This is a genomic window from Streptomyces sp. GD-15H, from assembly GCF_045291515.1.
Lineage (GTDB): Bacteria > Actinomycetota > Actinomycetes > Streptomycetales > Streptomycetaceae > Streptomyces.
Window position 1 is genome coordinate 1925796 of record NZ_CP149447.1, and the last position, 13281, is coordinate 1939076.

General features: G+C 72.9%; 10 protein-coding genes and 1 pseudogene. 2 read left to right on the top strand and 9 right to left on the bottom strand.

Annotation, left to right across the window (positions count from 1 at the left end; genetic code table 11):
• Positions 1–8: 8 nt before the first annotated feature.
• Positions 9–458, bottom strand: coding sequence for an ATP-binding protein (locus WJ438_RS09195; protein ID WP_406724778.1), 450 nt, complete (start codon positions 456–458; stop codon positions 9–11).
• Between the two features lie 241 nt (positions 459–699).
• A complete protein-coding gene (locus WJ438_RS09200) occupies positions 700–1320 on the bottom strand; it encodes a hypothetical protein (protein ID WP_406724779.1) in 621 nt (206 codons plus the stop codon).
• A 299-nt stretch (positions 1321–1619) separates the two neighbouring features.
• Here WJ438_RS09200 and WJ438_RS09205 point away from each other — a divergent pair, with 299 nt between their 5' ends.
• Positions 1620–2978 (top strand): helix-turn-helix domain-containing protein, encoded by a 1359-nt coding sequence (locus WJ438_RS09205; protein WP_406729636.1) that lies wholly within the window; start codon positions 1620–1622, stop codon positions 2976–2978.
• A gap of 6 nt (positions 2979–2984) precedes the next feature.
• On the opposite strand, the gene WJ438_RS09210 is transcribed toward WJ438_RS09205, so the two are convergent.
• Both WJ438_RS09210 and WJ438_RS09215 read right to left on the bottom strand, forming a co-directional pair.
• A complete protein-coding gene (locus WJ438_RS09210) occupies positions 2985–4727 on the bottom strand; it encodes a pyruvate dehydrogenase (RefSeq protein ID WP_406724780.1) in 1743 nt (580 codons plus the stop codon).
• A 93-nt stretch (positions 4728–4820) separates the two neighbouring features.
• Positions 4821–6028 (bottom strand): annotated as a pseudogene (locus WJ438_RS09215) (protein phosphatase 2C domain-containing protein).
• Between the two features lie 177 nt (positions 6029–6205).
• Between WJ438_RS09215 and WJ438_RS09220 the strand changes: the two are divergent.
• On the top strand, positions 6206–6688 hold the full coding sequence (locus tag WJ438_RS09220) for a DUF456 domain-containing protein (RefSeq protein WP_406724781.1): 483 nt from the start codon (positions 6206–6208) through the stop codon (positions 6686–6688).
• Between the two features lie 16 nt (positions 6689–6704).
• Here the strand turns inward: WJ438_RS09220 and WJ438_RS09225 are convergent, their stop codons facing one another.
• The 5 genes from WJ438_RS09225 to WJ438_RS09245 form a co-directional block, all read right to left on the bottom strand.
• On the bottom strand, positions 6705–7214 hold the full coding sequence (locus tag WJ438_RS09225; protein ID WP_406724782.1) for a methylated-DNA--[protein]-cysteine S-methyltransferase: 510 nt from the start codon (positions 7212–7214) through the stop codon (positions 6705–6707).
• Positions 7211–8620 (bottom strand): DNA-3-methyladenine glycosylase 2 family protein, encoded by a 1410-nt coding sequence (locus tag WJ438_RS09230; RefSeq protein WP_406724783.1) that lies wholly within the window; start codon positions 8618–8620, stop codon positions 7211–7213. The genes WJ438_RS09225 and WJ438_RS09230 overlap by 4 nt, the downstream gene beginning before the upstream one ends.
• An 80-nt stretch (positions 8621–8700) precedes the next feature.
• The gene (rsgA, locus tag WJ438_RS09235; protein ID WP_406724784.1) at positions 8701–9828 is read right to left on the bottom strand and encodes a ribosome small subunit-dependent GTPase A; all 1128 of its coding nucleotides are present in this window, start codon (positions 9826–9828) and stop codon (positions 8701–8703) included.
• Positions 9829–10122: 294 nt separating this feature from the next.
• Positions 10123–11622: a cellulose binding domain-containing protein gene (locus WJ438_RS09240; RefSeq protein ID WP_406724785.1), complete on the bottom strand. Its 1500-nt coding sequence runs from the start codon at positions 11620–11622 to the stop codon at positions 10123–10125.
• Positions 11623–11900: 278 nt separating this feature from the next.
• A complete protein-coding gene (locus WJ438_RS09245) occupies positions 11901–13220 on the bottom strand; it encodes a radical SAM protein (protein ID WP_406724786.1) in 1320 nt (439 codons plus the stop codon).
• Between the last annotated feature and the right edge of the window lie 61 nt (positions 13221–13281).

The following is a 13281-nucleotide window of genomic DNA, read 5'->3' on the forward strand; positions in this document are numbered from 1 at the left end:
ACGGCACGTCAGGCGGCGTCCGCGTCGAGTTCGAACCAGACCGCCTTGCCCACCGCGTGCGCCCTGACCCCCCACGCGTCGGCGAGGGACTCGACCAGCGCCAGCCCCCGGCCGTGCGTACCGTCGCCGGCGTCCGGTACCCGCGGCCGGGGCTCGTGGCCCACGAAGTCCCTTACCTCGACGCGTAGTCCACGGGGTCCGACGGTGGCGGTGAGGACCACCGCCCGGTCGGTGTGGACCAGCGCGTTGGTGACGAGCTCGGTGGTGAGCAGCTCGGCCGTCTCCGACTGTCCGGGCCTACCCCAGTGCCTGAGCAGCTCTCGCAGGTCGTGGCGGGACTCGGGCACCGCCCGCAGGTCCGCGCGTCCCAGCCGGCGTCTCAGCTGTGCCGCCGGGGCCTGCTCCCCGTCGCCGCCGGCCGTCTCCTCCACGGTCGTCACCCGGGTGGCCCCGGCCATGCCGGGGCCACCCCCTCGTGCCTGCCTTCTCATGGCCCCCGCCCGCGTTCCGGTGTCGATTCCCCCTGCGGCTCGAACACGTCCATGGGAATCCATGCCCCGTCATCCACGCGGCGAGTCATGCGGCATGGTCACGGCCGGTTATTGGCCGAACTTCAACGGCCACACACGTGTGCGGGGTCGTCCTCCCGACCCCCGTGGCGAGAGGACGACCCCGGTCTTCACGGTGGTCGTGCGCGCGTCAGTACAGCTTGTTGACGGCCGTGGTCGTCGTCTTCTTGAAGGCGGCCACCGGGGCGTCGGCGAAGTCGCCCATCTGCCCCCAGCTCACGACGGTCACCGTCCTGCCGTCCCGTCCCACGGACAGCAGGTGGATGTCGGTGGCACCCCAGGAGGCGTTGGTGTGCAGACCGTGCACCTGCGCGCCCTCCTCGACCGGCAGTGAACCGTAGTACCGGCCCTCGGCGTCGAGTTCCGGGTCGGATCGCTCGATCCGGTCCGCGCAGGAACGGATCTCCTTGTTCAGCAGCGCGGCCAGTGCCTTGCCCTTGGCGGCCGAGCCGGTCACGACGGTGGCCTGCACGGCGCCCGTGTCCAGTTCGGTGTGGAAGACCCGGTGCCGGTAGTCGTGGGCCGGCACGCCCTCGCCCAGGCAGTAGGCCAGCTCCGTCGGGAAGCCGTCGGTGACCGGTCCCGCGGTCCACTCGGACCACGCGTGCGGAGGCAGCTCGGATGCCGCGAGGAACCTGGGCGAGGCGGCCTTGTTCTCCAGGGCCCCGGCCGGCCCGGTGAGTGCCGTGACGGCGGCGAGGGCGGCGACGGTGAGTACGGAGAGTGCGGCGGCCCGGGTGTGCGTGGGCATGGGTGTCCCCCGTGAGGAGTGCGTGGTTGGATGCGGTACGGCGTGTGGTGGCCATGTCGGCCGGCCGTTGGTCCGGCCTTCGTACACCGCGACCACCGTCGTGACCGCGGTGGTCCGTCCGGTGGTCGTCGGGACGACACCCAGAGCATCGGCCGTCCCTGGAGGCCGGCGCAAGCGTCGGGTCCCGATCCATGGGTATGGAACCATCCCAGCCCGCCCGACGTGCAGGTACGGGGGGTCCTTGGGATGCCGTTCCGGCCGTTCCGAGCCCGGTTCGGCCCGACGAGTACGAGGTGACGGTGTCGGCACAGGACGATGTGGCGCGGTTCGCGGCGCTGCTGCGGGAACTGAAGGAGCGTACGGACCGCAGTTACGGCTCGCTGGCCCGCCGCCTCAGCATGAACACCTCCACCCTGCACCGCTACTGTGCCGGCGAGGCGGTCCCCCTCGACTTCGCGCCCGTGGAGCGTTTCGCCGCCCTGTGCGGGGCGTCCAGCGGGGAACGCCTGGAACTCCACCGCCGCTGGCTCCTGGCGGTCGCGGCACGACAACGGCCTCGGGCGGCAGCGGCGGAGGCGGGCTCGAACGCTCCCGACGGTGACGGTGCCCTCGCCCTCGCCGGTACTGGCACCGGCACCGATCGTCCATCCCTGGACACCGGCATCGTGAGCGGCCCCAGGCCCGCGTCCGTCCGCCCCCGGCCCTGGTACCGGCGCAAGCGCGTCGCGGGCACGCTTGCCGTCGCCTGTGCGTTACTCGCCACGGTGGGAACACTGGCCGCGCTGCCGGACGGCCACCGCTCCTCCCCCGACGACGGCACCCGGGTCGCCACCGCGAACCCGGCACCGACCGCCTCCGCGGAACCCACGGCAGCGGACCGCTCTGCCTCCTCGCCGCCCGCGTCCGCTTCCTCCCGCTCCTCCGGCTCCTCCGGTTCGGGGCGCACCCCCGACGCTCCCGGGGCGCGGGGTGAGCCGTCCGGCCCGGCCGCTCCCGGGAGCACCGAACGCACCCCGGAGAAGTCCGCCGCCCCGGCCGGGACGCCCCTCGCCTGGACCGTCGACTCGCAGGCCTGGGCGTTCGGCTGCGGCCACGACTACGTCATCGCCAAGCCGCCCGCCGAGGTGCCGCCGCCCCCGGCCCCGCAGGACGCCGGCACCTGGGCGGCAACGCAGAGGGCGGTGCACGGGGGCGAGACGATCGTGAAGTTGTCCGTGCAGGGGACGTCCGACACGGCCGTCGTCCTCACGGCGCTGCGGGTCCGGGTGACCGGCCGCACCGACCCCGCCCCGGGGAACGCGTACGCCATGGACCAGGGCTGCGGCGGTGCCCTCACACCGCGGTACTTCGACGTGAACCTGGACAAGGACCGGCCTCTCGCCCGCGCGGTCGCCGGGAACGACGCCGGTACGCCGATCCCGGCGGTCCGCATGCCCTACCGGGTCTCCGCGAAGGAACCGGAGGTGCTGCAGGTCACCGCCCGGACCGGGACCTGCGACTGCCGCTGGTACCTGGAGCTGGACTGGTCCTCCGCCGGCCGCTCCGGCACCGTGCGGATCGACGACCACGGCCGTCCGTTCCGCACCAGCGGCATCAAGGGCCTGCCCCGCTACGAGTACGACACGAGCACCCGCCGCTGGGCGCCCCGCACGGAATGAATCCCGTTACGGCCGGGGCACGTTGCGCAGGTTGGACCGCGCCATCTGGAGCATCCGGCCGACCCCGCCGTCCAGCACCATCTTCGACGCGGACAGCGCGAAGCCGGTCACCATCTCAGCGCTGATCTTCGGTGGAATGGACAGCGCGTTCGGATCGGTGACGACGTCGACGAGGGCCGGACCCTTGTGCTTGAACGCCGACTTGAGGGCCCCGGCGAGGTCCTTCGGCTTCTCCACCCGCACCCCGTGCGCGCCGCACGCGCGGGCGACGGCGGCGAAGTCCGGGTTCTTGGTGGCGGTGCCGTGCGAGGGCAGTCCGGCGACCAGCATCTCCAACTCGACCATGCTGAGCGAGGAGTTGTTGAAGACGACGACCTTCACCGGCAGGTCGTACTGGACGAGGGTGAGGAAGTCGCCCATGAGCATGGCGAATCCGCCGTCCCCGGACATCGACACGACCTGTCGGCCCTGGTCGACGAACTGCGCCCCGATCGCCATCGGGAGCGCGTTCGCCATCGAGCCGTGGGAGAACGAACCGATGACCCGGCGGCGGCCGTTCGGCGAGATGTAGCGGGCGGCCCAGACGTTGCACATGCCGGTGTCCACGGTGAACACCGCGTCGTCATCGGCGAGTTCGTCCAGCACGGAGGCCACGTACTCGGGGTGGATCGGGACGTGCTTCTCGACCTTCCGTGTGTACGCCTTCACCACCCCCTCCAGCGCGTCCGCGTGCTTCTTCAGCATCCGGTCGAGGAACCTGCGGTCGTCCTTGGCCCTGACCCTCGGGGTCAGACACCGCAGCGTCTCCCGCACGTCGCCCCACACCGCGAGGTCCAGTTTCGAGCGGCGGCCGAGGTGCTCGGGCCGCACATCGACCTGGACGATCTTCACGTCGTCGGGGAGGAAGGCGTTGTACGGGAAGTCGGTGCCGAGCAGGATCAGCAGGTCGCACTCGTGGGTGGCCTCGTAGGCGGCGCCGTATCCGAGCAGCCCGCTCATGCCGACGTCGTACGGATTGTCGTACTGGATCCATTCCTTGCCGCGCAGGGCGTGCCCGACCGGGGACTTGATCTTCTGGGCGAATTCCATGACCTCCGCGTGCGCGCCCTGCGTGCCGGCGCCGCAGAAGAGGGTGACCTTCCCGGCCGCGTCGATCATGTCGACGAGCCGGTCGATCTCGGCGTCGCCGGGCCGGACCGTGGGCCGGGAGGTGACGAGGGCGGTCTCGGCGGCCTTCTCGGGGGCGGCGTGGTCGGCGATGTCACCGGGGAGGGTGACGACGCTGACCCCGGAGCGGCCGACCGCGTTCTGGATGGCGGTGTGCAGCAGCCGGGGCATCTGCTGAGGACTGGAGATCATCTCGCTGTAGTGGCTGCACTCGCGGAACAGCCGGTCGGGATGGGTCTCCTGGAAGTAGCCGAGGCCGATCTCGCTGGACGGGATGTGCGAGGCGAGGGCGAGGACCGGTGCCATGGACCGGTGGGCGTCGTACAGCCCGTTGATGAGGTGGAGGTTGCCGGGTCCGCAGGAGCCGGCGCAGGCGGTGAGCCGGCCGGTGATCTGGGCCTCGGCACCGGCGGCGAAGGCGGCGGTCTCCTCGTGCCGGACGTGGACCCAGTCGATGGCGGAGTTGCGGCGCACGGCGTCGACGACGGGGTTGAGGCTGTCGCCGACGACGCCGTAGAGGCGCTTGACTCCCGCGCGGGTCAGGATGTCGACGAACTGTTCCGCGACGTTCTGTTTGGCCATGGCTCTCGTGTGCCCCTTCGGTGTCCGTGGATCCCTTGGACTTCAGGGCTTCCGGGTCTCCCTCCGGGTTCCATGAATGCACACCCGCCGCGCTCACGCCTCCCAGACGGCGACGGCCGTACGGTCGTCCGCGTACCCCTTGACCCGTACCTGGGTGTCGGCGAGGAATGCGGCGAGGCCCGGCGGTTCGGGGCGGGACCACCGCTCGGCCAGGTGGGTCCGGAGTTCCCGCTCGCCGCGCAGCGGGTCGGCGAGGCCCGTACTGCACAGCAGGAGGGTGTCACCTTCACGGGCTATGGAGGTACGGAAGCGGAAGGGTTCGCGCGGGGGGCCGGGGGCGGGCTCGTACGGGCTCGGAGGTGCCGGGATGCCGAGGTCCATGGTGAGCCGGTCGCCCTCGGGGGTCTCGGAGGGCGGCGAGCCGAAGCCGACGGCGGCCCCGCCCCTGGCCTCGGCGGCCTCCGGTTCGATGTCCTGCCACGCGCCGTCCCGCAGCCGGAACAGGCCGCCGGTGCCGACGCCGAAAAACACCCGGGTACGGCATTCGGGGTCGGCGGGCAGCAGGAGACAGCGCAGGGTGGCCCCGTACGCCTCGGGTCCGAGACCCTGCTCGGCGGCGCCCGCGCGGAGCCTGCCGAGGGTGCGGTCGGTGAGGCGGTGCAGTCCGGACTTGAGTTCGCCGCGCCGGGCGGCCCTGAGGTCCTCGGCGAGGCGGGGATGGCTGAGGCCCACCGCCTCGCCTATCCACCGGCAGGCCTCGGCGGCCGCGCGGTGCGCGCCGGGGGCGGCCCGTACGCCGGTCGCGACCGCCACCAGCACCAGTGCCTGGTCCCCGCTGCCGAACCTGGCGGTCAGCAGGGCGTCCCGCCGCGGTTCGCCCCGGTACCGCGCGGAGTCGCCCCGTACGGACGCGGCCCGCAGGGTGCAGGCCCCGTACCGGGCGCCGTCCAGCACGGTGTCCGGGACCAGGTCGTCCAGTTCGTGGGGGTCGGCGGCGGGCAGCGCGGTGGGTTCGGCGTCGTAGGTGGGCGGCCGGGAGCCCACATGGCCGCGCGGCACCGGCGGCGCTTCGACGGGGCGGACGAGACGCGAGGCACGGGGCCGGCGGGGACATCGGCGAGGGTGGGCGTGGCGTCGGCGGGCGCGGTCGGTCCCTCGTTCACCGTGCCGGCCGCGGAGTCGAAGCGGTCGTCGAGGGAATCGGCCGCGGGCGCGGAGCCCGTGTCGCCGCCGGCGTCGTCGTACAACTGCTCCCACCAGTCGTTCTCGTGACCGGCGGACCTGCCCCCCTGCTCGCTCATACCCTCAATTCTCCACCGCGAGGGCCCGAGGAAAACGGAGCATCGGAAATCCGTCCCCGGTGCCGGGCGGCGACGGCACGCCGCCCGGCGCAAGGAACGTTCGTTCGGCAGGAGTGGTCGGTGCGGGTCCGGCGCACCTGGTCTGCGCCTTCTGTCGTCCTCCGGCACCCTGGACAGATGGGAGCGTGGGACCTCCTGCTGGCCGGACTGGTGATCCTGCTCGGCCTGTGCGGAGTACTGCTGCCCGGGGTGCCGGGGTCGTGGCTGGTGTGGGCCGCGATCCTCTGGTGGGCACTGAAGGATCCGCGGCCCGTGGCGTGGGGGGTGCTCGTCGGGGCGACCGTCGCCCTGTTCCTCTCCCAGGTGGTCCGCTGGACGCTGCCACCCCGCCGGCTGCGGACCGACTGGGTCGACGGGCGGGTGCTGGCGTACGCCGGCGCGGGGTCGTTCCTCGGCTTCGTCCTGGTGCCCGTGCTGGGCGCCGCCCCGGGCTTCGTGGCCGGGATCTACGCCGTCGAGCGGATCCGCCTGGGCCGCCACGGCGAAGCGGCCGCGGCGACGCGTACGGCGATGCGCGCGGGCGGCTGGAGCCTGCTGACCGAACTGTTCGCCTGCCAGCTGATCACGGCGGCGTGGCTCGGCGCGGTGTTCTGGGGCTGAAGCCCGCCGGCCCCGGCTACGGCCGGAGCACCCCTTCGTGGGTGAGCAGCCGCACCTTGCGGTCCAGGCCGCCCGCGTATCCGGTCAGCGACCCGTCGGCGCCGATCACCCGATGGCAGGGGCGCACGATCAGCAGGGGGTTCGCGCCGATCGCGCCGCCGACGGCCCGTACGGCGGCGCGGGAGGCACCGATCCGCGCGGCGATCTCGCCGTACGACGCGGTCGCCCCGTAGGGGACGTCGTCGAGCGCGGCCCAGACCTTCTCCCGGAAGGGGGTGCCGGTGGTGTGCAGGGGCAGCCGGAATTCCCTCAGCTCGCCGGCGAAGTACGCGGCGAGCTGTTCCTCCGCCGCACGGAACGGTCCCGGGTCCTGCCGCCCGCCCGTCGGCACCCCGCGACCGCCCTTCTGACCGGGCACGGAGAGCGAGCTCAGCTCCCCGTCCGGTCCTGCGGTGAGGAGCAACGGCCCGAGTGGGCTCTGCACGCTCGTCCAGTACGTGTGCGGGGTGCTTGCCGTCGTGGTCATCGGTACTCCAACTCCCCTGCCGCGCGCAGGTGGTTCAGGGCGTACGAGCGCCAGGGGCGCCAGCTGTCGGGCAGATCCGGACCGGGTGGGGCCACGTCCGGGTCGCCGAGGGCACGGGTGCGGATCTCGGCGACGGTACGGGCGTCCAGGCCGGGAACGGCGCGCAGGCCGTCCGCGGCGTCGTCCCGGTCGGCGCCGGGGTCGAGGCGTACCGTGCCGTCCGCGAGGGCGGCGGTGAGCGCGCCCAGGGTGCCAACGGGTTCGGCTTCGGCGAGGACGGCCGGTTCGGGGAAGAGGTGGGTGAGGCCGCCGCAGGGGGCGTCGAGCGTCTTGCCGTACCGCTGGACCAGCCGCGCGGCCTGCTCGCGGCCCACCAGGGCCCGTACCGCAAGTTCCTCCGGGTCGGCGGTGCCCGGCGAGCGCAGGCCGGGCCGGGCGGCGACCAGCGAGGCGAGCCGCGCGTCGGCACCGAGCCGTTCGTCCACGGCGTAAGGATCCGCGTCCAGGTCGAAGAGGCGGCGCAGCCGCTGTACGGCGGTGGTCAGGTCACGGGGGTCGGTCAGGTGGACACGGGCGTCGAGCCAGCCGCCGGGGCGGGCGGCGGAGCCCGTGCGCGTGGTCCCGGGACGTTCGTCGACGGCGGTGACGCCGATGCCGTACGGGAGCCGCAGGGTGCGCCGGTAGGTGCGGGTGCCCGGGGGGCCGGTGACGTCCTCGACGCCCGGGACGGCCTCGCGTTCCAGCAGGTCGAAGACGGGGCGGGGCTGGTACGGGCCGCGGTGGGCGAGCCGCACGGGGATGCCCGCCGTGGGCGTGGCCGTACGGCGGGCGGCGGCCCGGCCGCCACCGGGCGCGGCGGCGCGCAGTGCGGTGGGGGTCACGGCGTACACGGCCCGGACGGTGTCGTTGAACTGCCGCACACTGGTGAACCCGGCGGCGAAGGCGATCTCGGTGATCGGGAGCCCGGTGGTCTGCAGGAGCACGCGCGCGGTGTGCGCGCGCTGCGCGCGGGCGAGGGCGACGGGACCGGCGCCCAGTTCGCCGGTGAGCTGGCGCTGCACCTGGCGAGCGCTGTAACCGAGCCGTGCGGCCAGTCCGGCGACGCCCTCGCGGTCGACCACGCCGTCGGCGATCAGCCGCATGGCCCGGCCCACGACGTTGGCGCGCACGTTCCACTCGGCGGAGCCGGGGACGGCGTCCGGACGGCACCGTCGGCAGGCTCGGAATCCGGCGCCCTGCGCGGCGGCCGCGGTCGCGAAGAACCGCACGTTGCGTCGTTTCGGCGTGACGGCGGGGCAACTGGGACGGCAGTAGATCCCGGTCGTCCCGACGGCGAAGAAGAACTCCCCGTCGAACCGTCCGTCCCGGCTGCGCACCGCCTCGTACCTGCTGTCCTCGTCTCTCACACCGCCCAGTCTCCGCCACCCGGGGGAGGCCGGCTGGCGGAAATCGGACAGGGAGATGAGGCGAGGTGTGCGCTGACGCGTCAGCGCAGGCGGCCCCGCTTCGCCTCCATCGCCGCCTTGCCCACCGCCCCCTTCCGCTTCCACTCCTTGCGGATCTCCGCGCGGAGCCGCGCGTCGGTCTTGGCGACGATGCGCTGGTTCTCCCGTAGCAGCTTGCGGTAGCTCTCGAGACGGCGTTCCGGGAGGGCGCCCGTCTCGACGGCCTCGAGGACCGCGCACCCCGGTTCGCTCTCGTGGGCGCAGTCGTGGAAACGGCAGCCCCCGGCGAGCTCCTCGATCTCGGAGAACACCTGGCCGACACCGCTGCCGGCGTCCCAGAGCCCGACGCCCCGCAGGCCCGGGGTGTCGATGAGGACTCCCCCGCCGGGCAGGGCGAGCAGGTTGCGGGTGGTGGTGGTGTGGCGGCCCTTGCCGTTGACGTCCCGGGCCGCCCGGACGTCCATCACGTCCTCGCCGAGGAGCACGTTGGCGAGGGTGGACTTGCCCGCGCCGGACAGTCCGATCAGTACCGAGGTACCGCCGGAGGCGACCGCGGCGAGGACGTCCAGCCCTCCCCCACCGTCCCGCGCGCTGACGGCGAGCACCGGCACGCCGGGCGCGGTGGTCTCCACGTCCTGGACCAGGTGGGCCAGGGTCGCCGCGTCCGGCACGAGGTCGGCCTTGGTGAGCACGACCACCGGCTGCGCCCCGGACTCCCAGGCGAGGGCGAGGAACCGTTCGATCCGGGCCAGGTCCAGCTCGACGGCGAGCGAGACGGCGATGACGGCGTGGTCGACGTTGGCGGCGAGGATCTGTCCCTCGGACCGCTTGGAGGAGGTGGAGCGCACGAAGGCGGTACGGCGCGGAAGGTACGCCCGTACGTAGCGCGGCGTGTCGCCCGCCGGCTCGACGGCGACCCAGTCCCCGGTGCACACGACCCGCAGGGGGTCGTGCGGGGTGACGAACGCGGTGTCGGCCCGTACGGTCCCGTCGGCGGTGACGACGTCGCACTGACCGCGGTCGACCCGCACCACGCGCCCGGCCAGCAGCCCTTCGGCCTCGTACGGGGCGAACGCGTCGGCCCACTCCTCGTCCCAGCCGTAGGCGGCCAGCACGGAGGGCGGCGCGGAGAGGGGGGTGGAGGAGGAGAAGGAAGAGGTGGAACTCAAGGGGTGACCCTTCGCAAGGGTGGCCCCGGCGGCCGCGCGGAGACGCGGAACGGAAAGGTGAGGTCAGCCGGTGGCCACGGAGGTGAAATGGATGGATTCCTGGATGCGGGCAGCGCCCCTCACGAAGACAGCCATCGGTCGCACCTCCTCTCCTTCACTCGATCCGGCAGCGGCGGACAACGACGCATGCGTGCGCCGCTTGTGTGCCGCGGCTCCCACTGTAGGGAGACGCCGGCCCGGGCACCACCGATTTAACGGGTGCCCCGGACACCGGGTGTTTCGGGTCGGCTCGCGTCACACGGTCGTGCAGGAGTGGCCGTTGAGGCTGATGTCGGAGGGTGGGGAGTTCGTGCCGTTCCCGGAGGCGAGGAAGCCGAAGGCGAGCTTCCCGCCGGCGGGGACGGTCTTGTTGTAGTCGGCGGCGGTGGCGGTGACGCGGGGCCCGTTCTGGCTGACGCCGGCGTCCCACATCTGGGTGACGCGCTGGCCGGCCTCGAAGGTGAAGGCCACGCGCCAGGAGTCGAGAGGCGCCGTCGTGGTGACGGTGACGGTGGCCTGGAAGCCGACGGGCCACTGGTTGACCAGGTCGTACGCGGCGTAGCAGACGGCCGGCCTGCTGGGCGCGGTGGTCCGGGGCGCGGCGGTGGCGGTGGCGGTGGTACTGCCCTGGGTTTCGGGGTCGGGGTTCGCCGGGTCGGGGTTCGCCGGGTCGGGGGTGCCGTCGGAAGGTGGCTGCGGGGTGTCGGAGGGGGCTGGGCCGGAGGCGGTGGGGGTGGGCCCCGCGGGCGGGTACAGGCCGGGGGCGGCCACCGGTCCGCGGTCGTCGGCGCCGGCGCGGATCGCGCTGTCGGCGCCCGTGCCGCCGAACGGCATCAGGGAGACGGCGAGGGCGAGGGCGGACACCAGGGCGGCGGCGACCAGCAGCCCGTTGCGGGTGGCGCGTGCCCGGCCCGTTACCTCGACCGGGTCGCCGCCCGCGTCGGGGCCGTCGGGGCGTCCGGGACCGAGCCGCACCTCGGCCGCGCGGCGGCGGCGCTCCAGGTAGGCCAGTCCGCCCCAGCCGACGACCCCGCCGGTGAGGGCGCCGGGCAGCCCGCCGCCGTGCAGCCGAAGGCAGGCCGCGGCCTCGGCGCACCGCACACAGGTGGCGAGGTGCCGGGAGAGGTCGTCGGGGGTGTCGGCGGCGGGCGAGCGGGGGACGGCGTCCAGCAGCCGGGCGTAACCGCGACACTCCGCGTCCATCGGGGAGTCGAGGTGGTTGCGGTGGCAGCAGTCCCGGAAGAAGCCGCGGACCTGGGCGAGTTCGTCGGCGGCGGTGGCGGGGTCGAGGCCGAGCCGGCGGGCCACCAGGGGCAGCGGGAGGGACTCCGCCTCGGCCAGCCACAGCAGTTCGGCGTCGGCCTGCTGCAGATCGCGCAGTCCGCGCAGGGCGATCGGGCGCGAGAGCGGCGGGCCGGTGTAGCGGGCGGCGTTCTCGGAGTGGAGCCACAGCCGCAGGTCGGGATCGAGCCGGTTCCCCTGCCCGCTCTCCTCCCAGGCCGCCGCGGTGGTGCGCACGGCGGTCAGCAGCAGGGGTATTCGGGGCAGCCTGGACGAGCAGCGGCCGGCCGCGCGTACGGTGGTCGCCTCCGCGTCGCGCACCTCGCGCATGCCCTGTGCGAACGCCTCGCGCGCCAGTTGCGCGGCGGCGGTGGAGCCGGCCGTGCACAGGTCGGCGTAGGAGAGCACCGCGTCCCAGCACTCGGAGAACAGTGCCGCCTCGGTGGCGTCCTGGGGTGCCGGTAGGTCGGGCATGAGTCTCCTGCATCCACGAATGAGGTCAACTCGTGATATCAGCAATGCAGTTGGGGAAAACCGCGGGGGCGATGGACGAGCTTTTCACGCTGCCGACACAACTGACAAGCGTCGTCTCCACTTCGTGCGTCACGGCGCCCGCGCACGCGCGCGCACGCCCCCCGCAGGGACCATGCGCAAGGAAGGCCGGAACCGCCCCGGTTCCGGCCTTCTCGTTTCTGCTCAAGGGCGTTCGAGTTCCTCAAGGGCGCCCAAGAGCCCTCGAATGCCCGGGTGTCTCACGCCTCGACGGGCTCCTGCTCCGAGAGGCTGTCCATGAAGGAGCTGACGGAGAACACCGCACGGCCGGGTCCGGGCGGACCGTAGCCGGGGGGCGAGGCCAGACCGAACTCGTCCATCGTGGCGCGGTACGCCTCGAGCAGCCGGATGTGGTACTCCAGCGGCGCGCCCTGCGGGTTGGCCTTGCCGAGCGGGGTCGTCGGCTCGGGGCACCAGGTGGTGAAGCGGGGCGTAATGCCGTGCGACATGAAGAAGCGCAGGCCCTCGGTGGTCGAGGCGATGGCCTCGTCGACGGTGGTGAAGCCGAACGGCTCGGACATCTCCACACCCGCCACGAAGTTGGGAATGACGTTGCGCGCGCCGAAGACGTCCGCGGAGTCCAGGATGCGCTTGTGCCACTCGTCACGGCCGACGTAGCGCTCCTTGCCCGGGCAGTACAGCTCGAACAGACGGCGGTCCCACACCTCGTAGTTGGGGTGGTAGATCTGCACGCCGTAGTCCTTGAAGCGCTGCACGTCGTCCTTGGGCAGCGCCTGGGCGACGACCTTGCCGATCCAGCGGCCGGGGAAGCGCTCCTCGATGGCCTTGGCGTAGTGCCCGTAGAAGTCGGCCTCGTCACGGCCGGCGACCGTCTTGGTGATCGCGCCGCCGGTGAGGGTGTAGGCGGTGGACGCCTTCGCCGTGTCGTACCGGTCGATGATCTCCAGGGCCTCGAGGACCTCCTCGACGTCCTTGACCCCGGTGTAGGGACGGCCGGCCGCCTTGTGCTGGCGCCAGTTGTGATTGATGTCGCAGTACTGGCACTCCTCCTTCGCACCGAAGTACTGGCAGACCCGGAAGACGGTCAGGTAGATCAGGTAGCCCCACTGGATGGTCGGGGCCACCTCCATGACGGACTTCCCGTTGGCGAGGGTGTGCCGGTAGTACTCGGGCATCGGCGGCACGCCGACGTCGGCGATGCGCTTCCCGTCGAGGTAGAGGCCGAGCACGCCGTCCTCGTTCGCGGCGACCCGGTACGGGGACGACGGGTTCACCCGGACGGAGACGACCGTCCGGCGCAGGTCGTAGGGGCCCCCGGTGAGGATGATCTCCTCGGGCGGGCGCCGGAGCGCGGCCTCGCCCAGCTCGGGCAGCGTGCCGTGGTCGAAGGAGAAGATGAAGTACGACTTCGGTTTGACCTCGCCGTTCTCGTTGTCGCTGAGCGCGGACGGGTCGAAGGCGACACCGCCCCGGAGCAGGTCCTCCTTGAAGACGGCCTCTCGCGGTACATGCGGGAACCGCTCCATAAGATCCTCGACCAGCGCGGTCCGGCTGCCCATCCCGTGTCTCCTTCCGGCTCGGACGTACGACTCCCGGCTCGGACGTACGACTCCTCACGGT

What these genes read in the sequence shown, in the direction of transcription:
- WJ438_RS09195 (WP_406724778.1), bottom strand. Translation starts at nt 458, where the DNA reads ATGGCCGGGGCCACCCGGGTGACGACCGTGGAGGAGACGGCCGGCGGC.
- WJ438_RS09245 (WP_406724786.1), bottom strand. Translation starts at nt 13,220, where the DNA reads ATGGGCAGCCGGACCGCGCTGGTCGAGGATCTTATGGAGCGGTTCCCG.
- WJ438_RS09210 (WP_406724780.1), bottom strand. Translation starts at nt 4,727, where the DNA reads ATGGCCAAACAGAACGTCGCGGAACAGTTCGTCGACATCCTGACCCGC.
- WJ438_RS09225 (WP_406724782.1), bottom strand. Translation starts at nt 7,214, where the DNA reads ATGACCACGACGGCAAGCACCCCGCACACGTACTGGACGAGCGTGCAG.
- WJ438_RS09220 (WP_406724781.1), top strand. Translation starts at nt 6,206, where the DNA reads ATGGGAGCGTGGGACCTCCTGCTGGCCGGACTGGTGATCCTGCTCGGC.
- WJ438_RS09200 (WP_406724779.1), bottom strand. Translation starts at nt 1,320, where the DNA reads ATGCCCACGCACACCCGGGCCGCCGCACTCTCCGTACTCACCGTCGCC.
- WJ438_RS09240 (WP_406724785.1), bottom strand. Translation starts at nt 11,622, where the DNA reads ATGCCCGACCTACCGGCACCCCAGGACGCCACCGAGGCGGCACTGTTC.